The organism is Companilactobacillus formosensis (assembly GCF_005405305.1).
GTDB lineage: Bacteria > Bacillota > Bacilli > Lactobacillales > Lactobacillaceae > Companilactobacillus > Companilactobacillus formosensis.
Window position 1 is genome coordinate 99,339 of sequence record NZ_BJDU01000008.1, and the last position, 26,000, is coordinate 125,338.

Below are 26,000 nucleotides of genomic sequence, written 5' to 3' on the forward strand. Positions count from 1 at the left end.
AATGTTTTTGAAAACAAAATATTAATGAAAACGTTTTCTTTAATTTGATATATAACCTTTAAACCCTTGTTATTTAGTAAAACCCAGCTATACCTTGCCCTCCTTTCAATCCAGAAACATTATATATTGAAAAAAAAGATTATTTTTAAAAAATCATGCAAACGCTTTCTTAAAATTTACATTTGAATAATCAACTTAGTTATATTAAAAACATTAAGCACTAAAACACCAATAATCGTAATCTTATAAATGTATAGAACTAATTTTGAACTGATTTTATTACTGATGACCGCACCAAAATAACCACCTAGAATGGCAGCGAAAAAGATAAAAATCATATTCATCATTGAGATATTCATTACTGGAATCATATCTATGCTACTTGCCAATTTAGTTATTTGGGAGAAGAAGATGGTAATAATTGAATAGGTCGTGGCCATTTTAGGGGCGAAAGAAAACAGTGAAACTAACAACGCAACGTTAATCGGTCCCCCACCAATCCCTAATAAAGTTGCTACAGTTCCTAGGAGAATACCGCTGAGAAATAAAAACAAATTCATATGTTTTTCTATAAATGATAAATGCAATGGTCGAGTATAAATCAACGCTACAATTAGAGTAATTATCAACAACACAATTTGAATGATATTAACGATGCTCTCATTGCCAAAAATTTTAACCAAAAGCACTAATAAAGTATCGCCTAAATACCCACCGATCATGGAGCCTACAGCCAGTCTCAGGGCTTGTCCCCATTGGATATTTATTCCATTTTTATACTGTTTATATGTGGACACAATCGACATTATGAAGACCGCAAAACTGGAATAGAAATTAATTGCTAGTAAGCCACTTCGGCCTAAAGAATCCATTATTGGTTTTATAATGACTCCTCCACCCATTCCAGACATAGAACCAATGATATTGGCACATAAAACTACGAAAAAATAAATAATACTCGTCACTAACATATTTGCTCACTTCTTTCTGATAAATAAATCCCTACTAATGAAAATGTCGTTAATTCAATTACGAATTAACGACATCATCTTTTAAAACTTTTTAAAAAATTTATTGAATTTCTGGATCTTCATCCTTCATCATCAAATGTACAGCCATTGTAGAGAATGTCTTAGGTAAAGCTAAAATGTTAGGATTCTTGCCAACATATTTCTCTTCAGCATCTTTAAGTGCTTCTTCGAAAGTAGCTCTAGTCTTCAAGCCCATTTCACGTGCATAGCCAGGTTTTTCTGCACCGACAATATAAATTGCAGAAGTGTCTTTTTCAGCCAAACCAGCACAAGACATCATTGAGAATCCATGGAATGGGTGGAATGAGTTTGTATATCTATATCTTCTGATATATTCCTTATTTGTTGCGTAGTACTCACCCAAACGATTCATATCAGACAATTTATTCATATTCAACTTATCGTTTGACCAATCATTATACAATTCATGCATGTATGGCCAACGATTTTCATTAAAGAAACCATTACATAGAGAAGCACAGATAATGACACAGTGGTCACTCATAATACGCTTATGTCTAATAACTTGAGCAGATAAGGCTTGCATTAGCATAATTGGATCTGTTCCCATTCCATCCCCATAATGGAATTTTTGAGGCATACCAAATACCAAGACGTCATATTTCTTTTCGGCAAATGGAATATAAGTTTTAATATTGGCAGTCTTCCATGCTACTGGTTGCATTTCTTTTGCCCAACCACTGTTAATTTCAATTTGACGTGATTGAGTATCTAGAACAGCATCGCAACAGAAGAATTTCTTACCCATACTCTTTTCTTGCCATTGACCAATTTCGTCAAACTTGTGGCGCATCGTTGAGTGTGTACTTACAGGCACAAAGTCATTCTTGTGCATAACACTAGGTACGTGATGGGCAGCAATTGATCTCCAAGTATTCAATCCTGTAGCACAGTGCTTGTATCCACCGGAATATCCACCATAAGGATTACCTTGAGTATGACCAACCATGATGGCAACATCACTGTCATAAACATATTTATTTAAGAAGACACGATCTCCTTGAGGGTCTGTTCCACAATCTACTAGATGTTCAGGATCTTCACTATCATGATTCTTAATTTGATTTGGCCAGAATGAATAGAAGATGTCGTCTCCCAAAATAGTATGAATTTCTTGTTCTGTATTCTTTGGATGTAGTCCGTTAGAACAAATCAGAAGGATATTTTCGTGTTTAACACCAATTTTCTTCAATTCATTAAGGATAACTTTGATAGCTACCTTACGGTGAGATGTAGGTTGGTTTCCACCTTTAACGATATCTGGGAAGATAATAGTAACCTTAGAATCTTTATTAGCTAATTTATCCAAAGGATCCATGCCAATTGGATGGTGGATTGATTCCAAATATGCTTCTTCCAATTTATCTTCTGGTATATGTGGAGGATCTGGAACTGTCACTCCTGGAACAAAAACATCTGTATTATCTGGTAATTCGGCAGACATTGTGCCTGCGCCGTATTCAAATTCAAATTTTTTCATTATTTTTTACCTTCATCATATTTTTTTACAATCTTTATAAAATCTTCTGGATAAAAGCCGATATTGTCTGAGAAATTAGTTAAAGCAATTAATCCACCATCAATATCTGGTAATTCCGCAATATTTAAAGCATTCGTTTCTTTTAGGCCACCTCCATAAAGAATTGGGATATCCTTTATGATTGAATGAATGTATTCAGCAACTTCTTGAATTTTGTCTGCTGACGGAACTGGTCTATTAGGACCTATAGCCCAAATAGGTTCATAAGCGATTTTTAGCTTGTTGATATCTACTTTGGAGAAATCTAATGATAATTGTTTTTTTAATACCGCTTTCCAATTATCAGAATCCCTTTCTTCAGCACTCTCACCAACACAATAAAGTACGTTCATACCTACTTTTTGCGCATTAATAATTTTTTCTTCCAAGTCTTCTTGGATGGCTTTTTTGTTTAATTCTTCATCTGAAGAAACTGAGTTTAAAAATTCTAATTCATAAGCACGTTCTTCACTATGACCAATAATTGTATCCTTGATACCAATAGAAGCCATTGAACTAGCAGGTCTGTAAGTAGTAAAAGCTCCAATGTTATTGTTACCAACCACATCTTTACTGAATACTGACTGACAGCCAATTTGTAATTGTGATTTTGAATCTAAGCGATTTAATGTAGAAATCAAGTAGCCTTCAGGAATGTAAAAAACGAATTCGTAATCTAGTGGGGAGAATTGATTAACCTTATTAGTTAATTGATTAGCAATTGCATTAAACCAATCTGAACTATTGGAATAGTCTAAATCATTTACACCACCTAAAGACTTTAAAATATCAAATCTTTTTAAATTTACATGAATATATGATTTTCCCATTATTTAAACTCCATTACTTTAGGAGCCATGCCCAGCATTCCGAAATTAACAATCAATTGACCCATAATTTCTTGCGTACCCAAATTAACTGCACGGTTAATTTCTTTTAGCGCTGGAGTATCGGCTTTATTTTCTGTAACTAAGTCCATTACCGGTGCCAAGAATGTTCTAGGATCAATATCAGCTTCATTCTCTGCTAGTAACTTATAAATTCCTGCAGTTGAAGGATCGGTAACGATTTTTGGATTCTTCTTGCCTAATTCTCTAAAGTTTCTAGTTGTTGCTAAACGAATATCACTATCGATATTGATTTTGTTAATTCCACAGCCAATAGCTTCCTTCAATTGTTCGATAGGAATACCACCAGTACCGTTAACGTTTCCACCAAGATTATTAATTTCTTCAACGATATATTGTGGAATTGTAGAAGAACCGTGTGAAACTAAGTTCACATCAATACCTTCAGAAAGTAAGATTTCTTTGATGGCTGTAACAATTTGCATTCTAAGTTTAATATCGCTTCCCTTGTTAGCACCATGCTTAGTACCATAAGAAATTGCTAGTGAATCAACGCCAGTTTTATTGATAAAATCTAGTGCTTGCAACGGACTTGTATAACTAGAATTCTTAGCAAAAACATGATCTTCAACACCAGCAATTGTTCCCAATTCACCTTCTACAGTTACGCCGTATTTATGTGCATAGTCAACAACCTTTTTTGTAAGTTCAACATTATCTTCATATTCGTGAGCGGATCCATCAATCATAACTGATGTATATCCGCTATCGATACAAGCTTTAGCAACATCAAAAGTTAGTCCATGATCCAAATGTAAAGCGATGGGAATACTTGCTACTTCAGCTTTTTTTGCAACATAATCAGCTAATAAATCGGCACCTTTTTTAATGTCATCAAGATTACCATTTTTAAAATCAGCTTTTCCACCGATAAAGGCATTTCCCAATTGTGCACCTTGTAAGAATAATGGCGCTCTTAATGCTTCGTGAATTTGAATAGCTGCATCCACTTGTTCCTCTGTATTTACGTTAAAGGCTCCCTGTGCGTAATGATATTTATCAGCCGTTTTTAAAAAGGCATTTCCATTTATTAACATATTTTTTCTCCTAACAATTTATTTAATAGATTTAACGGTTTGACGCTCTAATAATTGATATGGCAATTGAACCGTTACCGGGATATCTCTTACTCTTTCAATTCTTTCCAACAACATTCTTAAGCTCATACTTCCTAATTCAGTAATTGGTATATGAACAGTTGTCAGTAAAGGTGTGAAATCTTGAATTAAATCAATATCGTCGATACTAATGACTGATACATCATCAGGAACCTTATAATTTAATTCCGATAAAGCTTGAATAGCGCCGATTCCTGAAATATCATTTCCACAAAAAATTGCGGTATATTTGGGATCATAATGTTTCAATATTGCAGAATATGCGCTTTTGATCGTAAATCTACACTCAACAATCGCATCTCTAGGGGTCTCTAGTCCAAGGAATTTCATCGTGTTCATGTATCCTTTGTATCTTCCTTCTCCTCTTACCTCCCCTAGATACATAATGTTTTTATGACCTTGATCACCTAGATAATTGACTGCAGTTACAGCGGCTGAATATCCATCGCAAACAACTTGATCTAAATTGCTATAAAGTAGTTTGTTCAAACCAACATATATGTATGACGAAATATTCATTTTGACTTTGTCCAATAACCACTGATCAAATTTTCCCAAAATTACTACTCCGTCTACGGGATGATTCTTAAAAAATTCCTTAGCACTACTATTACGAAGCGCAGCTGATAAAATTACGAAATCAACTATATGGCCTGCTTTAACAGCTTCTTTAGTAATAGTTCTAGAAATTTTCATAAAGAATGGATTGTAATCATCCTTATCCAATCTGGCAAAAATCACTCCGATTTTGTATTGCTTAGTTTTTGAAGAAACATTTCCCTTTTGCAAACTTTGCGCTGTTTTGTTAGGAATGTACTTGTAATTTCTAGCAATTTCCAAAATCTTGTCTTTTACTTCATCTCTGGCTACTTTCTCTGATGTTCCATTCAACACTCTTGAAACGGTTGAAACAGAAACACCTGCCATATCTGCAATATCTTTTAAAGTCACTCTACTACTCATACTTCATCACCTTTTTTAATTAAAAGATAATAAGAAAAACGCTTGCCTCCCTTACAAACAAAAAGTTTATCAGCAAAAAAAGCAAAATTAAGAAAAATGAATGCAAACGTTTTACTAAACCTTTTTTTATAATTTATATCGTAAATTTCTGTTTATTGAACTAATGAAAATATTCAACGCTTGAATAAAAATCAAAGTTCTCGATTACTTCATCTATGATTGTATATGGCATATGCCAATAATTAAATATTTTTATCGCAAACGTTTGCTTAACAAAAAAGTTTGCTTTATTTCGAATTTGCTATAGTAAAAATCATAAAGAAACAAATTATTTGTTGGAGATGATTTTTATGAAAAGAACAGAAGCACAAAAAATTTCAATCGCAGCACTTATGATTGCATTAGGATTAATAATCCCATTCTTTACTTCACATATGTTTGGAGTTCCGGGAACTATTCTTCTACCAATGCATCTACCTATTATCATCGGTGGCCTAGTTTGTGGTCCTTTGTACGGAGGAATCATCGGTTTCATCGTTCCAGTATTATCTAGTTTATTAACTGGGATGCCCGTTGTTTATCCGATGTTACCTTTGATGGCTGTTCAATTGATTTTCATGGGAATGTTTGCTGGACTATTTGCTAAACATTTCAATACTTTGATCTCTTCTATTGGTGGAATTATTGGTGGTTGGGTTGCCTATTCTGCTATGCTTTGGATTTTGATTCAAATTTCTGGTCACGCTATGAATATGACTGTTTCCAGTGCTTTAGTAATGGGAATCCCAGGTATCGTGATTCAATTAATCGCTTGTCCTTTAGTAGCCAAATTTATCAACCATCTAATGAAAACAACTATTAGTAGTAAAGAGAGTAATTATGCTAAATAAAGAAATTAGTGAACCTGTCATTTTAGAAGCACTTGATTTAATCAAACAAAATAAAGCATCTTGCGTTTTAGTAAAAGATGGAAAAATTGTTCATATTGAAATAGGTATGGGAATTTCACCTATACTTTATTCATATATGACTTATCCGGATCTTTTTGAAGGGGCAACCATTGTCGACAAAATCGTCGGTAAAGCCGCTGCAGTTATTTCCATACTAGGCAAAGCCAATGAAATAATTGGACTTACTATGAGTGATTCTGCAATCGAGTACCTTTTGAATAAAAATAGTTCCTTTAGATTCGTTAATTATGTTCAAAAAATTCAAAATCGTACTAGAACGGGCATTTGTCCTATTGAGCAATCCGTTATGGATATCGACGATCCAGCAGAAGCATTTTTGGCGCTGCTTAACAGACTACAAGATCTTAAAAAAAAAGTAGTAATTAAAAAAATCTGTGAATAAATTATATATAGATTGCTCGACCGGTATTGCTGGCGATATGCTAACAAGCGCCCTTTTAGATTTATTGGATAATGAACAACAACAAAATTTTCTAAAAATTACTAATAATTTATTGGCTAATGCTAAAACCACTTACCGTCGTATATGTAAATTTGATATGGACGGTTCTACAATCGATGTTATCGTTGATAAAAATCAAGAAGAATTCAGTGAAGATGTACATGAAAAAAAACTGTCGTCATTAAAAGTTACACAAAATTCATTAGATGAAATACAACCCAATCAGATTATTAAAAATTTTGATATATCAAAAGAAAGTAAAAAACGTATCATTGATATTTTTGATTTACTAATGGATACCGAAAGTTTTGTCCACCACACTCCTAAAAAACACGATATTCATTTCAATAAAATCGGTAGTATTGATGCTTTGATTGATATTACAAATATTTGTCTACTACTAGAAATATTAGATATTGAAACAATCGTGGCATCTTCAGTGAATACTGGTTACGGACAAGTTAAATACAATCAAAAAGTATTCTCTGTACCCGCTCCTGCAACAAAAAAGATTCTTGAAGATATTCCAAACTTTCATTCTGATATTTACGGTGAATTGTGTACTCCCACTGGAGTTGCTGTATTAAAGCAAATCACATCAGAGTATATGAATTGGAATAGCAGTAAAAATAATATTAAAAAAATTGGAATAGGCTTTGGACAGAAGAAATTCAATAGACCAACATTCGTAAAATGCATTCTTTACTAAAAAAACGCCTCATACTTATTAGACAAAAATCTAATAAATATGAGGCGTTTATTTTATATATCTTTTTTCACATGCTTTACACCATCATCAGTTGCTAAAAGCGCATCTGTCACAATATCTTTAAAATAAGAAGTTCCCATCACACCGACCATTGATCCCAATTCAGCGTCAATTTCATCGATATAAGACCAGTCATCAAAATGACAATCTAATAGTCCATTACCATTCTTTGTTCGAACCATCCCAGCAATATCACTGGATTGGCGAATTTCTGCAGTACCACCAAGTTTTTCAACCGCAGCGATAACTTGTGGCATGGCCAAATCTAAAATTTCCAAAGTTAATTGAATATCTGGATTTAAAACTTTAGTAAATCGAGCTTCTGGAGCCAAAATAATGTAGCGTTTGGACAAGTTAGCATAAAGTTTTTCAAAAACGTGGATTCCACCGTTACTCTTCAAAGCATTCAAATGATGATCCAAACTGTCACAACCATCGAAGGCCAAATCAAAAGTAGTTACTTCTTCTAGCGATGTTACTGGTAATTCAAATTCCTTACATAAATCCCTAGTAGCTTCAGAAGGACTGGCAATCTTAATATCTAATTGACTATCCTTAACTGCTCGAAGCAAGCGACCTACTGTCCGTCCACCTCCGAAACTAACAGTCATCTTTGGCTTAATCATTTTTAAAGCTGATTCAATTAACTTTTCCATGATAATCTCCTTATTTTTTAATTCAGTTACATTTTACCAATTAGACGAAAAAAAGCCTGCCAATAGGCAAGCAAATGTGATATTCATAAGTATGATAAATATCGCTTCTTTCTTTTAGAGTTACGGGGAATAACTCTGTAATTGACTTCATATCTATTAGGGGGGGAGATATCTGAAGTTTATTTTTAGGGGATTAAATTTTTTAAATATATGTTTTAAGGGTTTGTTTTTCTATTCATTGTTTTCAATAATTATCTTTTTAAAAGGGTTATCTCTATTGGGAAGTTATCTAACCATCCGGTCACCTCTTTGCTTTTTGACTATGGTTAAATAATAACTTACAAATACGAATAAATTTGTAATAAAATGTGAAGAATTATTGAAATAGAGGGTGAAAAGATACGCTTAGATGTTGAGCATTTGCCTAACTATAGTAATTTTCTCCATTAAAAAAGGACCACCCAAACGGATGATCCAATGCGAATGATTTAAATTTTGAATTTATATTATAGAACCTTAACAGCGAATGAAGGCATGAAGTAACCTGAGATTGTTGAAATCTTAACTGATTCGCCTGGTTGTGGTGCAGCGATGTATTGGTTGTTACCTAAGTAGATAGCTACGTGGTAAGTTGAACCTTTGCTACCCCAGAACAATAGATCTCCGGCTGATGCTTGAGAAACAGCTTCTTGTGTACCAGCAGATTCTTGAGCTACTGTGTATGAACCAATGCTCTTACCAGTTGCTTGTTGATATACGTATGATGTGAAACCTGAGCAGTCAAATCCTGCAGGTGTCTTACCACCCCATACATAAGGTGTACCTAAGTATTGTTTTGCAGTACTGATAACACTGTCAGCAGTTGAAGCTGAAGTTGTGTCTGAGTTTGATGCAGCTTGTGTAGTAGCTGTTTGTGTAGTTACATCACTACCCTTAACCCATTCGTCTGTAGCAACAAGATACCACATGTTACCTTCGTCATCTTTAGCAGCTTCACCAACGCGCCATGAGCTGTTTGAAGCTAATGCACGACCAGCACTCTTAGCTGATGATGATGGTGATGTATAAAGCATTGACATGTTCTTTGTTGTTACAACTGAAGGAACGTTTTCTGTAATGATTTGTGTTGCGGCTTTAGTTGTAGTAGCGTTTGATAGACCTAAACCTGTAACTGCTAATGCTGCAGCTGCTGTAAATGAAACTAGACTTTTTTTAACGTTTGTATTCAAAATTGAAATCCCCCGTAATGGTTTACTTTTTTAATTTTTAAGTTTTTATTAATTATTAATTTCTTATCACTCAACGATGACTATAATACTCTATGAATATTGCAGAATTGTTACAACAATTGAATAAGAATGTTACACTTTGTTATTCACAAAATAGAAGGCGCTAATCACTGATATATCAATGATTAGCGCCTTCTTGTGAAATTATTTTTTATTAATTTTTTCGTTTTTTAGTATTTTGTTGACGTTTTCTTTGGTTTTTTCGATGTTTTTGTTAATAATCTTATAGCATTTGCCTGATAATTCAGCGGGAATTTGCAGATCCCGTTGGAATTCATCGCTATTAATTCGAGCTTTAAGACGATGAGTTTCATCCCCACGATTCTCAAGACGTTTTGTCACAGTTTCCAAATCGACTTCTAAGAAAATCACGACCGCATTCTTGCCGTACTTCTTTTTATATGAAATAGCACCTTGAGTATCAACGACAATACTTGCTGTGTCGTATTTCTCCCAAGTTTTATTGAGACTTTCTTCTGAAGAACCGTACCAATTGCCACTATATTCGACTTTTTCGAGGTAATGATTCTTTAAAAAGCTTTCTTTTGTCTCAAAATAGTAGTCAATCCCGCTTTTTTCGCCTGCACGTGGTAATCTAGTAGTGTGAGTAATGACACTTGGTATATGATATGTATCTTGCAGATATTTACTAATGGTAGTCTTGCCGGTTCCACTAGCACCGGTTATAACAATAATCTTTTTATCCATTTTGGACTCCTATAATTTGAAATATTTCTTCTACTATATTATTATACTAATCTGTTAATTAATTAATCCGAGGAGACTTTACATATGAAAATTGAAGACCTAAAAGTTGGTAATGTTTACGATTGCTCCGTTGATGAAGATATGGATTATCCATTCCAAGGTAAAGTTGAAAAGATTTATGAACATTCAGCTTTGATGGAAATTGTTAAAAATGATCCCAAAGATAACTCCAACAAAATGGAATTGAACAACAAGATTGTTGTCAGCATCAAGAAAATCAAAAAAGCTAAGTAATTAATATCAAGGCAGTGTTTCCCTTTTGGAAATGCTGCTTTTTTAGTCGCCTTCATTTAAATCAAAGTCATCATACGTATCATAATAATCGTCATCTTGGTCGTCTGCAAAATCATACGTCTTAGATTCTCCTTTATTATTCGTTGATTGATGATATTGATGTGTCGGCTCTTCAATCCCCATCTTTTTTAAAGCTTGCTGTTTAGGATTTTCCTCCAAATAATACAGTTGATTCGTTGCATCATCTTTCAAACAAGTGGCCGATATTTTGGAAAAAGTAACGTAGTGTTCAGCTGAAATATTATCGAGATTCAAAGTTTTTAACACGTACTTTCCATTTTTAATCAAAATCTCCGTTTGAAAATATCGCGGAAACTTCAATGAACCGTCATTTTGAACTATTGCTTCATAAGAATTGCGAATTCCAGTATTGAAACTAATATAATCACGAAAATCCAAACTATTAACGTAATATTTAGTATCCAAATCCCTTGGAGATAAGCGTAATTCAATTGGCAAAGAACCCAAATGATACGACTCTTTATCTAAAGATTTTAAAGCCGCTTGATAATCATCATTACTATCAAATAATTCTAAATCTTGATTATCCAATAAACGAACTTTTTGAAACAGATTTCCATTGTATAGTACATAAGTATTCTTTTTCAAACGACGATACGAAACGTCCGACAATTCTTCAGTTTCCTGACCACTAGTTAAATCATTAAGTAATATTTTATCTGACTTAATTAGCAACTCTGACAATTGATCACTTTTATCCGAAGAATTACTAATCGAATATTGATAATAAGTATTTTGGAGCTGTTCTGGAATTCCTTTGGTAAAATCCAAAGTTTTCTCAACTCTCTTTTTAGTAACATTAGTCTTCTTTTGAGGATGGTGTTTCACTTGCGAACATCCCCCAATAAAAAATACTGCCAATATTACTACTAAACCCCATCCTTTTTTCATAGAATCCCCTCATATTAAGATAGCCTTTAGTCTAACATGAGGTATGGAGATTTTTTCCATAAATAATTATTTATATCAAAATCGAATAAAAATCCCACTAGAAATTATGTTCTAGTGGGATTTCTTAATTATTTTTCAACTTCAATAAATGATCTAGCAGGAACCCTCAAAACACGATATTCCATAGCATAGCGATTAGCTTTCAAACCTAAACCATTGATGAAATTGTTCTTATATTTAGCTTGTACAGTAATTACATAAGCATATTGATATTTAGAATCTAGTTTTCTAATCTTCTTCATTGGCCAGTCCAAATGGATGCCTGAAACCGTAAATGGCAAAGTAGCATCTGAAATGGTTGAATCACGACTAGAAACAGTATAAGTCGAATTGTTCAACCAATATTGATATACATCAGTACTGGAGTTAGATTGTTTTTTATCGATTTTTACATAGTATCCTTGACCGTCTTCAGTCGTTTGTACGATCATCGGATCATACTTGTACGAGACTGATACAGCTTCTTTATCAGTCAAATCAACTCTCGTAAATAAACTCGTATACAAGAGTCCACTGACCATTAAAATTATTACTACAATTTCTAGCAGATCTGTCAAAATCGTCTTCCAAGTAATTTTTCCCTTTTTAACAACTAAAATATTTAAATGACGATTTCTAATATTGAATACAACAAAAATTAAGAGCGCAATTACAATGATCCACGCTATAATTCCTACAAAATTCCAAGAATTCATAGTCTTCTCCCAACTAAAATTAATTGTCTTAAACACTTCATAACTTTATAATAGTCATTACGCTAATTTTACCACGAATCGAAAAAATAATTGAAATAGAGATGCAAAACGATACAAATTCTGTGGGCATACTAGTTTGCGCGTTTTTTGTAATGACAGTATAACCACGCTATATCGTGTATGCATCCGTTACAACGAGTACAATATATTGTGTTTATATTTTTTAATGATTATACTAAATGAGAATATGAGAGGAAGTAATACTATGAACAACGTAATCGTCTATAGCAAAAACAATTGCATGCAATGTCGCATGACTAAAAGATATTTAAAGGAACATAATGTACCTTTTGAAGAAAGAAATATCAATCAAAATCCACAATATCTTGATACTCTAAAACAACAAGGTTTCCAAAGTGTTCCTGTCGTTATGAATGAAGCAATGGACCCAATCGTCGGTTTCCGTCCAGACAGCTTAAAGGAACTAGTTGGATAAAATGAACCTAGCTTACTACTCTATCACTGGTCAAACTAAGCGTTTCGTTGACAAGTTGGGAATAGATGGATATGAAATAACCGATGCCGATCCGTTTTATAAAATGGATCGGTCATTTATTCTCATCGTGCCTTCTTATGACGACGACATGATGGATCCTGTGATTGATTTTCTTCAATATGAAGATAACGCTAAAAATTGCGTCGGCGTAGCTGGTGGAGGAAATCGCAACTTTAACACCCTCTATAACCACACAGCTAAAGACATCGCTGCCGCTTTGAATGTTCCTGTCGTCTTCGAGTTCGAATTCAATGGAACAACTAAAGATGTCGAAAATTTTAAGAAAGTAGTGAATAAAATTGGGATTAAATAACCTCGATGCAACCAAACTCAGTTATTTCAAATTGAATAACGAAATCAACATCCCCGTTGATGGCAAGATTCCTTTGAACAAGGACAAAGAAGCAATCCAAGCCTTCTTTAAAGAAAATGTTCAACCTAATACGAAAAAATTCGATACTTTCAAAGACCATATCGATTTCCTAATTGATGGTGATTACATCGAAAAGCCTGTCATTGATAAGTATCCTTTGTCATTTATCGAGGACCTTTACCACGACTTACTAGATCAACATTTCCAATTTCAATCATTTATGGCAGCATATAAGTTTTATAACCAATATGCTCTCAAAACAAATGATGGCGACCTCTATTTGGAAAATTACGAAATGAGGATTCTTTTTAATGCTCTTTTGTATGCTAATGGCGACCAAGATTTAGCTAAAGCCTTAGCCACGGAAATGATTGCCCAACGTTATCAACCTGCAACGCCTTCATTTTTGAATGCTGGTAGAAAACGTCGTGGTGAATACGTCTCTTGTTTCCTATTGCAAGTAACTGATGACATGAATAGTATCGGTCGAACAATCAACAGCGCCTTACAACTATCACGTATCGGTGGTGGAGTCGGAATTACTTTATCCAACTTACGTGAATCCGGTTCACCTATCAAAGGCGTTGAAAATTCATCTTCCGGTGTTTTGCCAGTCATGAAGTTACTCGAAGATAGTTTCAGTTACAGTAATCAACTAGGACAAAGACAAGGTGCCGGAGCCGTCTATTTGAACGTCTTCCATCCTGACATTATCGACTTTTTATCTGCTAAAAAAGAAAATGCCGACGAAAAGGTCCGTGTTAAGACTTTATCCCTTGGTGTGATCGTTCCTGATAAGTATTATGAATTAGTCCGCAATAATGCTGATATGTACTTATTTAGCCCTTATTCAGTTGAAAAGGTCTACGGTGTACCTTTCTCATACATCGACATCACTAAAGAATACGACAACTTAGTCAATGACGACCGTATTAAGAAGTACAAAATTCCTGCCCGTGAACTAGAGGATGAAATCAGTAAACTCCAACAAGAATCTGGTTATCCTTACGTCTTGAATATTGACACTGTCAATCGTGCCAACCCTATCGACGGTAAAGTTATCATGAGTAATCTTTGTACCGAAATTCAACAGGTTCAAGTTCCTTCTGAATTAAATGACGCCCAAGAATATTTGAAATTGGGTACTGATGTCAGTTGTAACCTCGGTTCAACTAATATTTTAAATATGATGGAAAGTCCCGATTTTGGTAAATCAATTCGTTCCATGACTCGAGCACTTACTTTTGTCAGTGATGCTTCAAATATTACTGCTGTTCCTCCTGTTGAGAACGGAAATAAACTCAGTCACGCTATTGGTTTAGGTGCCATGGGCTTGCATACTTTCTTAGCTTGCCATCACCTCGAATACGGTTCCCCAGAAGCAATTGAATTCATCAACGTTTACTTCATGTTGCTTAACTACTGGACTTTAGTTGAAAGTAACAACATTGCTAAAGAACGCCACGAAACTTTCGCTAATTTTGAAAAATCTAAATACGCTGACGGCTCATATTTCGACAAGTATTTAGCTAACAGCTATGCTCCAAAATTGGATACAGTTAAGGATCTCTTCAAGGATATCTTTATTCCATCAACAGCTGATTGGGCTGATTTGAAAGAAAAAGTTGCTAAAGATGGTCTTTACAATGCTTATCGAATGGCCGTTGCTCCAACTGGTTCTATTTCTTATATCAACAATACTAGTGCCAGCTTGCAGCCAGTTACTCGTCTAGTCGAAGAACGTCAAGAAAAGAAAAACGGTAAGTTATACTTTCCAGCTCCTTTCTTGAGTAATGACACGATCAAATACTACAAATCAGCTTACGATACTGATATGCGTGAAGTTATCGATACCTACGCTTCAGCTCAAGAACACATCGATCAAGGAATGAGTTTGACTTTATTCATGCGTTCAGAAATCCCTGCTGGTTTATACGACTGGAAAGGTGCTACTGAAACTAAGCAAACGACTCGTGATCTAAGTATTTTGCGTAACTATGCTTATTACAAGGGCATCAAGTCACTTTACTACGTCAGAACTTTCACTGAAAATAATGACGAAATCGGCAGTAACGAATGCGAAAGCTGCTCAATCTAGGAGGATATTTTTAATGGTTGATACATATTACAAGTCAATGAACTGGAATAAGCTTGAAGACCAAATCGACAAGGAAACTTGGGAAAAGTTAACTTCACAATTTTGGCTCGATACAAGAATTCCTCTTTCCAATGATTTAGACGATTGGCGCACCTTAAGCCCCGCAGAACAAACCGTTGTCGGTCACGTTTTTGGTGGTTTGACATTGCTAGACACTTTACAATCTCAAGACGGTATCCAAGCAATGTTAAAGGATGTTAGAACTCAAGCAGAAACTGCTGTCTTCAATAATATCGAATTCATGGAGTCTGTTCATGCCAAGAGTTATTCTTCTATCTTCAGTACTTTGAACAGTGCCGAAGAAATTGAAGAGATTTTTGACTGGACTGATCACAATGAATATTTGCAAAAGAAAGCTAAATTCATCAACGACATTTATCAAAATGGCGATCCACTACAAAAGAAAGTTGCTAGTGTTTTCTTAGAAAGTTTCCTATTTTACTCAGGTTTCTACACACCTCTGTACTATCTTGGCAATAACAAACTAGCTAACGTTGCCGAAATCATCAAGTTAATCATTCGTGATGAATCAGTTCACGGAACTTACATCGGTTATAAATTCCAACTTGGCTTCAACGAATTGAGCGATGATAAAAAAGCCGAAATGAAAGACTGGATGTACGATTTACTGTATACACTTTACGATAATGAAGAAAAGTATACTCGTGACCTCTATAAAGAAGTTGGCTGGGTTGATGAAGTAATGGTTTTCTTGCGTTATAACGCTAACAAAGCCTTGATGAACCTCGGTCAAGAGCCGCTCTTCCCTGATGGCAACGCTGAAGATGTCAATCCCATCGTTATGAACGGTATCTCAACTGGAACTAGCAATCACGATTTCTTCTCACAAGTTGGTAATGGTTATTTGATGGGTAAAGTTGAAGCTATGAAAGATTCTGATTACGATATCGGAAGAACTGGCGACAACAAAACACCTAACGGTAGTTCACTCTTTGACAAAGTTAAAAAATTAAAATAAAAAAACGTCACTCCTGCACTCACAGGAATGACGTTATTTTTTTACTCAGTAATATTCTTAAACATTTTCTTAGATAGAGTTTCCAAAGTATTCCACTCTTCATCGGTGAAACCACTCTTTTCAATCATAATCTTAGGAAGATCATTAACAGATTCACGTTTTTGAACTCCAGCATCTGTCAAATGAACATTAACTACTCGTTCGTCAGATTTACTACGTTCACGAATTACTAAATCTTCTTTTTCCAAACGCTTCAAAAGTGGCGTTAAAGTCCCAGAATCCAAGGACAACAACGCACCTAATTTCTTAACTGTTAATTCTTTATATTCATACAAAGCCACTAAAACTAAATATTGCGGATAAGTTAATCCATTTGCACTCAACCCATCATGATACAATTTCTGAATTGCACGTGATGTCACATATAAAGAAAAACACAAGTGATCATTCAGAGGGATTGGCCGACTTACGTTTATATCAGGCATAACCACGCCTCCTTATCATTAATTTATAATCCATATTCTATTCCTTTGAAAAGAAATTGTAAATAATTTGATTTGGTACAATTAAATTGTCTTCAAAAAGATATTTTATTGGAATATCAGTATATAATTATATTATTTCACAATATAACTGATATATTTTTATACTTTTATTTAATATATTTTATATCATAATATAATGACTATTTTATGCTAAAACAGCAACTATTATTCACAAACCTGTTACAATTTTCATGGATAATGACAAAATGTCTTTGATGTGAGGGTTTTATTATGAACAAATATAAAATTAAATCAAATACACTTTATATTTTTTTATTTATTATTTTTGAGGGACTATTAATACTTTTCACTTTGACTCAAACTGCTTTGGCCGCCACGGACGTTACTCCCACTAACAGTGTCGTCGATGCCGGTAACCAACAAAATTATACGGATGCCTTAGCAAAGACTCCCAAAGGTTTGCATTGGAGCGATAAAGATTTCATTAAGGCAAACTTTGAGGATAACTCGGCTGAAATCGTTAGTTCGACTAATCCTGCTACTTCAAATACCAGTGTTATCAAAATGACTAATAGTAATTATCAAGTTGGAGGTATTTGGAGTAATTTATCCGAAGATAACTTCTTCAATATTAACGAAAACCAAACCGCTTCTATGTGGCTTTATTTCGGTTCGTACAAAAATTCAAGTTATCCTGACAGTCTCTTCCCTGGTGACGGAATGGCTTTTGTCATGCACAATGATCCACGAGGAACAAATGCTCATTCAATCGGAAAAAACAAAGATGGTACAATCGTGCCCGGTAATGGTGAAACTTTAGGAGTTTGGGGAACAGATTGGGACTGGAATGAAACTAATCCTGCTAATATTGCTAAAAATGCTGTTCAAAACAGTTTAGCAATTGAATTTGATACCTTCGTCAACAAATTAACAACTTATAAAGATATTTCTGGTGAGGGTGTTTCCTTTGATGCCCAAGGAATTAATGGCCAACACATTGCTATCGGTTATCCTGGAAATCCATCTGATGGAACTTTCCCAATAAACACCTACTTCCACAACTCCATAAAAAAGCCTGCTGGCGATACTAGTGGTGGACCCGCAACTAAAAATTATTTTACTATGTTACATTTGGCTGCGACTGATGGTCTAAATTTAGTCGATAACAACTGGCATCATTTAACGATTCAATGGACTAAACCCGCCGCCAACAGTAATCTTGGAACTATTACTTACAAATATGATGACAAAAATACCGATGGAACACCAACTAATTCAGCTAAAACTGCTTCAACCGTTATCGATACTAACCAATTCAAAAGCACTGATGGCAAGCTATATTGGGGCTTTACAGGATCAACAGGTAAATATACTGAAAACAACTTACTAGTCTTCGAATCTTTGCCATCTTTCGTTGATGCACAGGCAACTGCCGATATTCATAATGACACCGAAAACACTGAGGTAAAAGCTGGTGGTCACGTTAATGCCAATGATGAAATTACTTACAATTATAATTTAAAATATATTGGTTGGACAAGAGAATGGGCCAACATCAAAACTAGAATGCAAATCCCTGAAAATATGACCTTTACTAGTGGTGAAATCACCTACGCTAATGGTGAAAAAGAAACCATCCCTAGCAGTGTATTCGCTGATACTACCGACCCTAATCACTTAAATTATCAATTACTCCAAACTTTAAATAAGGATAATCGTACTGCAACAGTTTCTCTTCATGGTAAAGCCGCTAAAACTACAACCAACACTTTGACTGTACCATCTGCTCACGCCCACTTTGATGGAGATAATTTAATCACTGATACTGATGCACCTTCATTTGTTATCGATCCTAAATCAATCACGCTTGAAAGTTCCACTCCATACATTATCAAAATCAAAAAGGGTGAAGATGCTCAAATCAAAGCCCATGTTAATTACTTAGGAACTAATGCTACTCCTGATTTAACCAAATTAACCGTTTATCAAAAAATTGGTAACCAAGATTACATCGCTCAAAAAGGACTTATCGACTCAGCTGGAGATTTCACTTTAAACATCCCCAATTCACAATTAAATGCTTCCTCTACACCAGTTTCATTTTATGTCAAAGATGATTCTGGAAATCTTGGTCAAACCAACACTTTGGAACGGACGATTCAATTTGGTGGGACAGTTTACTTTGGAGAAGTTTCTAGCAATGTAAAATTTCAAAATATCAATCTTGGTAACAAAAACAAGCTGATACCTAGAATTGATGATTGGAACGTTCGTGTTATCGATAGTCGTGAAAAAGGTTCAAGTTGGACTGTTCAAGCTACAGCTTCACAACTAACTAATATTGATACCAAAAAACCTTTTGACGGTAATTTGGTTTTTAAAGAAACGCCTGACAGTCATCCAATAAATTTAAGCAGCACCACAAATATTGCTCAACATACTAAATCTGATGATCTAACAGAAACTAATAATATTACCTTACCTTGGACTAATCAAAATGGAATTCTATTAGCTCTAAACAATAACGTTAGTCCTGCTGGTCAATATAACGGCGTTATAAGTTGGACTTTATTGGATTCTCTAGCAAATAAATAATCTTGATTTTATTCATAAATCACTTCAAAAAAATAAACCTCAGAGATTTTTCTCCAAGGTTTATTTTTTTAACTCCGATATCCCATAAACATAGCGAACATCAGAATAACTAAAACGATTGTAGTAATAATAACGTATAAATTGTCATGTTCTTTATAAAAGGCATAAATTGAAACGACTACCCGCAAAACTGGCGTCAATATCAATAAGAAAACACCCAACATAATCACAGCATATGATTTACCAGCCATGATGCCGGCAAAAATATCTGAAAATCTTCGTGGAAAGTCAACCATAGCTTTACCATTTTGCATAACGGTTGGATAACCAGAGCCATTCATAAAGTATAAGCCCATACCTATCAAAATAACGATAGCTGAAGCAATAACACCGATTCGCAAAATCTTACCGATAACTACTTCAACTTCTCGAGTCTCTTTATGTGTATCCATTAGATGTTCACCCCGAATCCTTTAAGAGCCATTTGCACTCCCATGTAGAGAATAATTGGAATAAAGATCATTCTGATTACTCTTGGTTTCAAAACTTGCATCAATCTAGCACCAATCGTAGCACCAGCTAAAACACCAATTGCCAAAGGTGCAGCAATATCTGGACGAATTGAGCCGTTAAAGAAATATACTGTAGCACTAGCAGCAGCCGTTACACCCATCATCAAATTACTAGTAGCACTTGATGGTTTTAAAGGCATCTTCATAATTGTATCCATAGCGATAACTTTGAAAGCACCACTACCAATACCTAATAATCCACTAGCTAAACCGGCAGCCCACATCATAATGAAACCACCAGGAACATTCTTCATTGAATAGTCGACCTGTTTTTGCTCCGACTTATCATAATAAGTACTTGCTAGTTTAAACTTATCAACAATTGGATCATGACCAGTGAAAACTTGTTCACCTTTTTTATCGAACAATTTTCGGATCATATTGTAAGTTGAGTACAATAAGAAAAATCCGAACAAAACATACAAGAAACTACTTGAAAATACTCCTACTAACAAAGCACCCATAATTGCTCCGACGGTAGTAGCAATTTCCAAAAACATCGCGACACGCAAATTAAGCATATCATCTTTCAAATAGGCAATAGTCGAGCCAGAACTTGTCGCAATAACTGAAATGATACTAGCACCGATGGCATATTTGATATCTAGACCCATCATAATAGTCAAAACCGGCGTAATGATCATTCCACCACCAATACCTAAAATTGCACCAAGAACTCCAGCCCCTACTCCCATTATTAAGAGTAGCAACATTGAATTCATTATTTTTCCTCTTTTTCTTCTTCCTTATTATTAAAATTCTCTACGGAAGTTTCATAGTTACTTTTCATTATATCCATTGCGTGTTTAATTTCAGCATTTTCAAGTAAATTTTCTGAAATTAAATCGATATGAAATTTTGAGGCATTTAAATAATCGCAAACAGTTGAAAGATAGATCTTAGTGTCTACTTCAGCATCATCATCGAAGAAATGAGTGACTTTCTTAGCATCATCGAATGGTAAATTGATAACACCTGTTTCTAGATAAAAATTGATTTCAAATTCAGCATCGGCCACATGAATCAAAACTTGTGAAAGTTTATTATCGGCAGCGTCCTTTTCCAGTTGTTCTTTAGCTTTATTCAAAGACCAAAGATCTTCTTGTAATAAATCATCCTTACTAATTTCTAAACTAGTTTGGTTAAATTTTCCTTCTTGAACATTCTCGATAAAATCAGTAATTTTTATTTTCATTTTCTTCTCCTAAAGATACTTTTTGAAAAACTTATCCACAACCTGTTGGTAATTTTTCGAATCAACGTAGTAGCTGCGAATGTGAACACCAAGGCTTTCATACGACATTTTTGGGAATTGTCCACATGTGGATAACTCATTTCTCATTTTGAAAGGCACCGTAAAATCATTTTTTCCATGCATGAACAATATCGGCAATTTATTTTTTTCTAATGCCTTGCGACAATCTGTCTGTCGATACGAAAAACCAGCTCTTAAGCGTGACATCAATGAAATACCAGCAATCAATAATTTACCTTTGATATGGTATCGTTTTTGACAGTGATAACTCAAAATATCTGCTGCACTAGTATAGCCAGAATCCTCGATTATTAGTTTAACATTTTTTGGTAGGTCATTGTCTGTTGTCAACATAACAGTTGCTGCTCCCATTGAGGCTCCAAACAAAACAATTTTATCATCCGGGCGTCTGTGCAAAACTTCTTGAATCCAATCCAGTAAATCCTGACTCTCTATATAACCAAAACCAAGATACTTACCTTCACTTTTACCAGCCGCTTGATCATCGATTTGTAAGACATTGCAGCCAAGTTTATCGAACAGTTGGGCATGAACATTCAACGAATTGTGATCAACACCAAAACCATGCACTAAAATAACCGTTGTCTGTGCATCATTATTGGTAAACCAACCGTATAATTTACTGCTATTGTAATGCGACTCTATTTGCCATTCATCTTTATTCTTTGCTAAAAATCTAGCCGTACTTTCTTCCAAACCTTCATCCATTTTAACCTTAGGAGCTTCTGAACCTAAAGCTTTAGAACCCCTTTGTTGAATATACAAAAAAAAGGCGTTCAGAATTAGAACGACTAGCAATAACAATATCAACAAAATAATTATCATGATATTACCTCACTTATCCTAATTCTTTCACACCTACCATTGCGATAGCAACAATAATCATCGAAATAGTGATACCAACGAACAATGTTGAAAAAGACATTGCTGTGATGATCAAACTACCTGCATAAGGTCCAATTGCTCTTCCTAATGAACCAAAAATACTGTAGAAACTTTGGAAAGTTCCACGATTTCGATTAGTTGACATCTTACTCAATAAAGCTGGAATAGTTGGGAAAACCATTGATTCACCAACAGTTAAAACTAACATACTAATGATGAAAGCTAAATATGTCTTGGCTCCTGGAAGTAACAAGAATGATAATCCCATAATGATTGTTCCTAAGAAAATTTGATATTTCAATAATTTGAAAATCTTTGAAACTACACGATTCATTACTGGTTGAATAATCAATAATGAAGCAGCATTTACTGTAAATACCAAACCATATTCACGAGTTGTATAACCTTGGTTTAGCATATAGGCTGACAGGTTACTATCCCATTGAGAATAACCTAGCCAAACGATAAAAATCGATGCACAAATCACAAAAATATTTAATCTGAAACGATTTACACCAATTTCAATTCTTGGATCCTTAACGTCACTACTTTCATAACGTTGAATATCATCGTCATCTTGTTCACGAACGTGATCTAAGACGTTAGCTTTTAATACCAATATAACGGCACTGATTACAAATAATAACATTGGAATGAAGAAAGTGAGAAAGATACTCCACTTAAAGATAAATCCAACCGCTGTTGAACCAATAGCAATTCCGATATTAGCAGCTAAATACATATTATTAAAAATCACTCGACTATTACCAGTCATTTGTTCCGCGATAAAGGCGGTATAAGCATTGACGGCCGTATAGACCAGTCCCATTCCAAATCCTAACGTGAACAACATAATCGCATATGTTGGCCACACATGATGTACTGACATACCTAATAACGATATAATTGATATTCCATAACCAATGTATAACGTTCCACGCTTGGAGAAACGATCAAACATAAATCCCCCCAAAGCATTTCCAATCATCATAAAAGCTGAATATACCATTAAAGCAAATCCTGCTGTTACTAATGATTCGTGTAGATTCTTGTGAATAAATATTGTATTCACTGGCAAAATAAATCCCATTACTAAATTGAATGTGATATTTAAAATTAATAGCCACAATCTTTGAGCGCGCATCCTTTTCACCTCTTCTATTTAATTTTTTCAATAAAAAAACCATGGCCAAAAAGATCAACCATGGTTTTAGTTGGTAGTACTCAGATGAGTAAATAGTTTGCTGTTCACATCAGCGCTCTATAGATATCCCTCACAATCCGGTGAGTAGTGCTTGATACCCTACCATCATAAGTGCCGTCCAAATTCGACGGCTCTCGACTCATCGCACAACCTGTATCATAATATATTCTGAAAATAGTTGCAACACTTTTCACTTAAAGATTTGGATTTTCAGTAACCTTTTCTTCGGTCCAAATCTTATATATCAAGTTCAACAAGCCACCCATTTGACCATCAACGCCATTATACATCCAACGATAGATGCAGGCATCCTTTTTCATTTCATCAGCTGGTGGGTTGGCACTATTAGCCGTTACAACGATATCAGCCTCTTTAGGATCACTGACGATCTTAGCATATGGCAATGATTGTAGAGTAACTGCCAAGTCTGAATATACTAAGAAGAATGATTCTAATTCCAAGTAAACTTTAACTTGAATGTTTTTGTTATAAAGTGAGAAGAAACGGTAAGCAATTGCATAAATAGCTTCTGAAATTTGTTTAGCTTTGCCATTTAATGATTGATACTTATCACGCAACATCAAGTGTTGGACGGTTGAATAAATCTTGCTTTCTAGACCTTCATCATTCAACTTGCTGATAGCATCTCCAAAGCCTGAATACAAATTCAAAATTTCAATGTAATTGTGATCTAGTGCTAGAACACCGATAATACATGTCGTCAAATTGTATTTATATCTCAAAAATTCACTGTGTGACATAGCCATATCAGATACAGTTTGTTCCACGTCGATTGGAATAAGTTCCAAGAAATCATCAATAAAGTTAGCAAATAGTGGATTATATCTAACTAATTGTTTCGAAACTGATTGTAAATAATCCTCTGAAACTTCAAAAGTTGCTGGAACACACATTAATAGAATATAAAAATCAGCTGATTGGAACATTTGCTCTTCGTAACTGACATCTTCCTTAATAGCACGCTTCAATTCTCTAACTTTTTTACTACCAGTATCCCCTTCAAGCATTGAACCGGCACTTTCAAAAATATTAGGGAAAGGATAATTGATGACATTCAAAGCGTCCATATTTTGAACGTGATTGCCCTCAATGATTCGATACAAGTGCGCCATAACGACATATGCATAAAACATCTTCGTAATGTGATTAGTTGGCTTAAGGCGATATTTATCCAAAGCAATATCAACAACTTTGAAAGCCGTTTTTTGTGTGAAGTCTTCAAATGGCCATACGTATCCCCTAGTAGCATTCCAGTACAATGCAGCGATAGCCAAACGAATTGATTCTTCATCACCTACGAAACGCATTGGTTCATAAGCAATTCTGACACCAAAACGTTTCAAATAGCCTCTCATAGGCTTTAAATGACGTAAAACGGTAGCCTTGCTACTTTCCAAGGTTTCATAGAAATGTTTAAAAGAAGTTTCCTTATTCTTAACAATAGCGTCCAAGAACAAATAGCCGTCAGAATTAGTTGTCAAAAATGCATGATAAGCATCTCTAGTGACATTAAACATCTCTTCCGTACTGTATTCGTCCTTATCTAGGATTCTCTTAAAATCTTCTTGAATTCCTAAAAAAGTATTGTAAACACTGCCGTAACTCTTATTCATTTGATAAGCAGCCTTACGTAAATTGATATCCTTAACTTGAATATCACGATTTCGATAAGTCCCAATCAAATCAGCACTAGCTAATTGATTAGTTCTGATCAATTTAATCTTGTTAAATAGTTGTATCTTTTCTATTTCTGATTTTGATAGAAATAAGTCAGTAAAGCTATCCAAGAACTCCACCCCCGTAGATGCGATTAATTCTATTATAATAAAAAACGCTCAAACATATTCTTCAATAATTATATTATAGTAAATTATTTCCTATATAAGTAACCTACCATATTTTATTACTTAAATAAATAGACAAGATATTTAGTAAAATATGAACATAATTTATTATCTATACCAATATGTTATTTTACGCTTTATTTATAATAAGTATAGTCTTTTGATGTTCCTTAATTCGAAAAAAAACAAATTTCATAAAAAAGAAACTGAATTTTTTAAGTTTATTTTCTATTTCATATAAAAAATTATATACAATTTTTCTTCATTATAATAGTAAATCGATCCAGGTTAATTTCATTTAAGGTTAGCTTAAAGCTATGAAAATCCATTATAGATTTTCATATTCTGAGGTGATCTCGCAGAGATCACCCTTTTTTTGTCTATTTTTTGTTACCGATATTTTATCTAAAATTATTTTATTTTCATAAAATATACTAATCTTTAGATACCTTATTTACATAAAATAAAATATGAAGACACAAAAAAAGGAATCAACTAATGTTGATCCCTTACGTTGCGTGGCAGCTCCCTATCCTCGCGGGTAGTTTCCCACCAACTACTTTCGGCGCGGAGAAGCTTAACTTCTGTGTTCGGCATGGGAACAGGTGTATCCTT

Annotated in this window: 26 protein-coding genes and 1 rRNA gene; 9 read left to right on the forward strand and 18 right to left on the reverse strand. The window is 34.4% G+C overall.

Annotated elements, in window-relative coordinates; all coding sequences use genetic code 11:
* Positions 1 to 176: 176 nt before the first annotated feature.
* The 5 genes from FFM65_RS09950 to FFM65_RS09970 all read right to left on the reverse strand — a co-directional run bounded on the left by FFM65_RS09950 (position 177) and on the right by FFM65_RS09970 (position 5,560).
* Positions 177 to 971, reverse strand: a complete 795-nt coding sequence (locus tag FFM65_RS09950; RefSeq protein WP_119318532.1) for a sulfite exporter TauE/SafE family protein — start codon at positions 969 to 971, stop codon at positions 177 to 179.
* A gap of 100 nt (positions 972 to 1,071) precedes the next feature.
* Positions 1,072 to 2,532: a lactate racemase domain-containing protein gene (locus FFM65_RS09955; RefSeq protein WP_119318531.1), complete on the reverse strand. Its 1,461-nt coding sequence runs from the start codon at positions 2,530 to 2,532 to the stop codon at positions 1,072 to 1,074.
* Positions 2,532 to 3,401, reverse strand: coding sequence for a triose-phosphate isomerase family protein (locus FFM65_RS09960; protein WP_119318530.1), 870 nt, complete (start codon positions 3,399 to 3,401; stop codon positions 2,532 to 2,534). The genes FFM65_RS09955 and FFM65_RS09960 overlap by 1 nt, the downstream gene beginning before the upstream one ends.
* A complete protein-coding gene (locus tag FFM65_RS09965; RefSeq protein ID WP_119318529.1) occupies positions 3,401 to 4,516 on the reverse strand; it encodes a class II fructose-bisphosphate aldolase in 1,116 nt (371 codons plus the stop codon). The genes FFM65_RS09960 and FFM65_RS09965 overlap by 1 nt, the downstream gene beginning before the upstream one ends.
* 18 nt (positions 4,517 to 4,534) lie before the next feature.
* The gene (locus FFM65_RS09970; protein WP_010019046.1) at positions 4,535 to 5,560 is read right to left on the reverse strand and encodes a LacI family DNA-binding transcriptional regulator; all 1,026 of its coding nucleotides are present in this window, start codon (positions 5,558 to 5,560) and stop codon (positions 4,535 to 4,537) included.
* A 350-nt stretch (positions 5,561 to 5,910) separates the two neighbouring features.
* Here FFM65_RS09970 and FFM65_RS09975 point away from each other — a divergent pair, with 350 nt between their 5' ends.
* Genes FFM65_RS09975 through larC form a run of 3 tightly spaced genes read left to right on the forward strand, consistent with a single transcriptional unit; the run spans position 5,911 to position 7,682 of the window.
* On the forward strand, positions 5,911 to 6,450 hold the full coding sequence (locus FFM65_RS09975) for an ECF transporter S component (RefSeq protein WP_162897975.1): 540 nt from the start codon (positions 5,911 to 5,913) through the stop codon (positions 6,448 to 6,450).
* Positions 6,440 to 6,913 (forward strand): DUF1893 domain-containing protein, encoded by a 474-nt coding sequence (locus tag FFM65_RS09980; protein WP_119318527.1) that lies wholly within the window; start codon positions 6,440 to 6,442, stop codon positions 6,911 to 6,913. Before FFM65_RS09975 ends, FFM65_RS09980 begins: the two co-directional genes overlap by 11 nt.
* On the forward strand, positions 6,906 to 7,682 hold the full coding sequence (gene larC, locus FFM65_RS09985) for a nickel pincer cofactor biosynthesis protein LarC (RefSeq protein WP_137610116.1): 777 nt from the start codon (positions 6,906 to 6,908) through the stop codon (positions 7,680 to 7,682). Before FFM65_RS09980 ends, larC begins: the two co-directional genes overlap by 8 nt.
* Before the next feature lie 53 nt (positions 7,683 to 7,735).
* Here larC and rpiA read toward each other — a convergent pair whose 3' ends face one another.
* The 3 genes from rpiA to FFM65_RS10000 form a co-directional block, all read right to left on the reverse strand.
* Positions 7,736 to 8,398 carry a ribose 5-phosphate isomerase A gene (rpiA, locus tag FFM65_RS09990; RefSeq protein WP_119318525.1) on the reverse strand — a complete coding sequence of 221 codons (663 nt, stop codon included), beginning with the start codon at positions 8,396 to 8,398 and terminating at the stop codon, positions 7,736 to 7,738.
* A 506-nt stretch (positions 8,399 to 8,904) separates the two neighbouring features.
* Positions 8,905 to 9,627: a C40 family peptidase gene (locus FFM65_RS09995; protein WP_119318524.1), complete on the reverse strand. Its 723-nt coding sequence runs from the start codon at positions 9,625 to 9,627 to the stop codon at positions 8,905 to 8,907.
* A 204-nt stretch (positions 9,628 to 9,831) separates the two neighbouring features.
* Complete coding sequence (locus FFM65_RS10000; RefSeq protein WP_119318523.1) at positions 9,832 to 10,395, reverse strand: guanylate kinase; 564 nt, start codon at positions 10,393 to 10,395, stop codon at positions 9,832 to 9,834.
* Between the two features lie 84 nt (positions 10,396 to 10,479).
* On the opposite strand from FFM65_RS10000, the gene FFM65_RS10005 reads away from it, so the two are divergent.
* A complete protein-coding gene (locus FFM65_RS10005) occupies positions 10,480 to 10,689 on the forward strand; it encodes a hypothetical protein (RefSeq protein ID WP_010019054.1) in 210 nt (69 codons plus the stop codon).
* A 42-nt stretch (positions 10,690 to 10,731) separates the two neighbouring features.
* On the opposite strand, the gene FFM65_RS10010 is transcribed toward FFM65_RS10005, so the two are convergent.
* Complete coding sequence (locus FFM65_RS10010; RefSeq protein WP_119318522.1) at positions 10,732 to 11,661, reverse strand: hypothetical protein; 930 nt, start codon at positions 11,659 to 11,661, stop codon at positions 10,732 to 10,734.
* Between the two features lie 128 nt (positions 11,662 to 11,789).
* Positions 11,790 to 12,416 (reverse strand): LVIS_2131 family protein, encoded by a 627-nt coding sequence (locus tag FFM65_RS10015; RefSeq protein WP_059074813.1) that lies wholly within the window; start codon positions 12,414 to 12,416, stop codon positions 11,790 to 11,792.
* Between the two features lie 265 nt (positions 12,417 to 12,681).
* On the opposite strand from FFM65_RS10015, the gene nrdH reads away from it, so the two are divergent.
* The 4 genes from nrdH to nrdF are packed head-to-tail and all read left to right on the forward strand — an operon-like array spanning position 12,682 to position 16,482.
* A complete protein-coding gene (gene nrdH / locus FFM65_RS10020; protein WP_119318521.1) occupies positions 12,682 to 12,912 on the forward strand; it encodes a glutaredoxin-like protein NrdH in 231 nt (76 codons plus the stop codon).
* Position 12,913: 1 nt separating this feature from the next.
* The gene (gene nrdI / locus FFM65_RS10025) at positions 12,914 to 13,285 is read left to right on the forward strand and encodes a class Ib ribonucleoside-diphosphate reductase assembly flavoprotein NrdI (protein ID WP_162897982.1); all 372 of its coding nucleotides are present in this window, start codon (positions 12,914 to 12,916) and stop codon (positions 13,283 to 13,285) included.
* Complete coding sequence (gene nrdE / locus FFM65_RS10030) at positions 13,272 to 15,443, forward strand: class 1b ribonucleoside-diphosphate reductase subunit alpha (protein WP_119318519.1); 2,172 nt, start codon at positions 13,272 to 13,274, stop codon at positions 15,441 to 15,443. The genes nrdI and nrdE overlap by 14 nt, the downstream gene beginning before the upstream one ends.
* A 13-nt stretch (positions 15,444 to 15,456) precedes the next feature.
* Complete coding sequence (gene nrdF, locus FFM65_RS10035) at positions 15,457 to 16,482, forward strand: class 1b ribonucleoside-diphosphate reductase subunit beta (RefSeq protein WP_057811954.1); 1,026 nt, start codon at positions 15,457 to 15,459, stop codon at positions 16,480 to 16,482.
* Between the two features lie 41 nt (positions 16,483 to 16,523).
* Here the strand turns inward: nrdF and FFM65_RS10040 are convergent, their stop codons facing one another.
* Positions 16,524 to 16,967: a MarR family winged helix-turn-helix transcriptional regulator gene (locus tag FFM65_RS10040; protein WP_119318518.1), complete on the reverse strand. Its 444-nt coding sequence runs from the start codon at positions 16,965 to 16,967 to the stop codon at positions 16,524 to 16,526.
* Between the two features lie 291 nt (positions 16,968 to 17,258).
* Between FFM65_RS10040 and FFM65_RS10045 the strand changes: the two genes are divergently transcribed.
* Complete coding sequence (locus tag FFM65_RS10045) at positions 17,259 to 19,583, forward strand: L-type lectin family protein (RefSeq protein WP_119318517.1); 2,325 nt, start codon at positions 17,259 to 17,261, stop codon at positions 19,581 to 19,583.
* Positions 19,584 to 19,651: 68 nt separating this feature from the next.
* Here the strand turns inward: FFM65_RS10045 and FFM65_RS10050 are convergent, their stop codons facing one another.
* The 7 genes from FFM65_RS10050 to rrf all read right to left on the reverse strand — a co-directional run.
* Complete coding sequence (locus tag FFM65_RS10050; protein WP_119318516.1) at positions 19,652 to 20,035, reverse strand: DUF1634 domain-containing protein; 384 nt, start codon at positions 20,033 to 20,035, stop codon at positions 19,652 to 19,654.
* Complete coding sequence (locus tag FFM65_RS10055; RefSeq protein WP_119318515.1) at positions 20,035 to 20,877, reverse strand: sulfite exporter TauE/SafE family protein; 843 nt, start codon at positions 20,875 to 20,877, stop codon at positions 20,035 to 20,037. Before FFM65_RS10055 ends, FFM65_RS10050 begins: the two co-directional genes overlap by 1 nt.
* On the reverse strand, positions 20,877 to 21,350 hold the full coding sequence (locus FFM65_RS10060; RefSeq protein ID WP_119318514.1) for a hypothetical protein: 474 nt from the start codon (positions 21,348 to 21,350) through the stop codon (positions 20,877 to 20,879). The genes FFM65_RS10055 and FFM65_RS10060 overlap by 1 nt, the downstream gene beginning before the upstream one ends.
* 9 nt (positions 21,351 to 21,359) lie before the next feature.
* Entirely contained in the window at positions 21,360 to 22,256 is an 897-nt protein-coding gene (locus FFM65_RS10065; protein WP_119318513.1) for an alpha/beta hydrolase, read from the reverse strand.
* Positions 22,257 to 22,269: 13 nt separating this feature from the next.
* Positions 22,270 to 23,460 (reverse strand): MFS transporter, encoded by a 1,191-nt coding sequence (locus FFM65_RS10070; RefSeq protein ID WP_119318512.1) that lies wholly within the window; start codon positions 23,458 to 23,460, stop codon positions 22,270 to 22,272.
* Positions 23,461 to 23,714: 254 nt separating this feature from the next.
* A complete protein-coding gene (locus FFM65_RS10075) occupies positions 23,715 to 25,328 on the reverse strand; it encodes a helix-turn-helix domain-containing protein (protein WP_119318511.1) in 1,614 nt (537 codons plus the stop codon).
* 573 nt (positions 25,329 to 25,901) lie between these two features.
* Positions 25,902 to 26,000: ribosomal RNA gene (gene rrf, locus FFM65_RS10080) — 5S ribosomal RNA — on the reverse strand; the annotation flags it as partial.

Excerpts from the sequence above, each read along its gene's own strand:
- FFM65_RS09950 (WP_119318532.1), bottom strand. The coding sequence starts at position 971 with ATGTTAGTGACGAGTATTATTTATTTTTTCGTAGTTTTATGTGCCAAT.
- FFM65_RS09955 (WP_119318531.1), bottom strand. The coding sequence starts at position 2,532 with ATGAAAAAATTTGAATTTGAATACGGCGCAGGCACAATGTCTGCCGAA.
- FFM65_RS09960 (WP_119318530.1), bottom strand. The coding sequence starts at position 3,401 with ATGGGAAAATCATATATTCATGTAAATTTAAAAAGATTTGATATTTTA.
- FFM65_RS09965 (WP_119318529.1), bottom strand. The coding sequence starts at position 4,516 with ATGTTAATAAATGGAAATGCCTTTTTAAAAACGGCTGATAAATATCAT.
- FFM65_RS09970 (WP_010019046.1), bottom strand. The coding sequence starts at position 5,560 with ATGAGTAGTAGAGTGACTTTAAAAGATATTGCAGATATGGCAGGTGTT.
- FFM65_RS09975 (WP_162897975.1), top strand. The coding sequence starts at position 5,911 with ATGAAAAGAACAGAAGCACAAAAAATTTCAATCGCAGCACTTATGATT.
- FFM65_RS09980 (WP_119318527.1), top strand. The coding sequence starts at position 6,440 with ATGCTAAATAAAGAAATTAGTGAACCTGTCATTTTAGAAGCACTTGAT.
- rpiA (WP_119318525.1), bottom strand. The coding sequence starts at position 8,398 with ATGGAAAAGTTAATTGAATCAGCTTTAAAAATGATTAAGCCAAAGATG.
- FFM65_RS10000 (WP_119318523.1), bottom strand. The coding sequence starts at position 10,395 with ATGGATAAAAAGATTATTGTTATAACCGGTGCTAGTGGAACCGGCAAG.
- FFM65_RS10005 (WP_010019054.1), top strand. The coding sequence starts at position 10,480 with ATGAAAATTGAAGACCTAAAAGTTGGTAATGTTTACGATTGCTCCGTT.
- FFM65_RS10010 (WP_119318522.1), bottom strand. The coding sequence starts at position 11,661 with ATGAAAAAAGGATGGGGTTTAGTAGTAATATTGGCAGTATTTTTTATT.
- FFM65_RS10015 (WP_059074813.1), bottom strand. The coding sequence starts at position 12,416 with ATGAATTCTTGGAATTTTGTAGGAATTATAGCGTGGATCATTGTAATT.
- nrdH (WP_119318521.1), top strand. The coding sequence starts at position 12,682 with ATGAACAACGTAATCGTCTATAGCAAAAACAATTGCATGCAATGTCGC.
- nrdI (WP_162897982.1), top strand. The coding sequence starts at position 12,914 with ATGAACCTAGCTTACTACTCTATCACTGGTCAAACTAAGCGTTTCGTT.
- nrdF (WP_057811954.1), top strand. The coding sequence starts at position 15,457 with ATGGTTGATACATATTACAAGTCAATGAACTGGAATAAGCTTGAAGAC.
- FFM65_RS10040 (WP_119318518.1), bottom strand. The coding sequence starts at position 16,967 with ATGCCTGATATAAACGTAAGTCGGCCAATCCCTCTGAATGATCACTTG.
- FFM65_RS10045 (WP_119318517.1), top strand. The coding sequence starts at position 17,259 with ATGAACAAATATAAAATTAAATCAAATACACTTTATATTTTTTTATTT.
- FFM65_RS10050 (WP_119318516.1), bottom strand. The coding sequence starts at position 20,035 with ATGGATACACATAAAGAGACTCGAGAAGTTGAAGTAGTTATCGGTAAG.
- FFM65_RS10055 (WP_119318515.1), bottom strand. The coding sequence starts at position 20,877 with ATGAATTCAATGTTGCTACTCTTAATAATGGGAGTAGGGGCTGGAGTT.
- FFM65_RS10060 (WP_119318514.1), bottom strand. The coding sequence starts at position 21,350 with ATGAAAATAAAAATTACTGATTTTATCGAGAATGTTCAAGAAGGAAAA.
- FFM65_RS10065 (WP_119318513.1), bottom strand. The coding sequence starts at position 22,256 with ATGATAATTATTTTGTTGATATTGTTATTGCTAGTCGTTCTAATTCTG.
- FFM65_RS10070 (WP_119318512.1), bottom strand. The coding sequence starts at position 23,460 with ATGCGCGCTCAAAGATTGTGGCTATTAATTTTAAATATCACATTCAAT.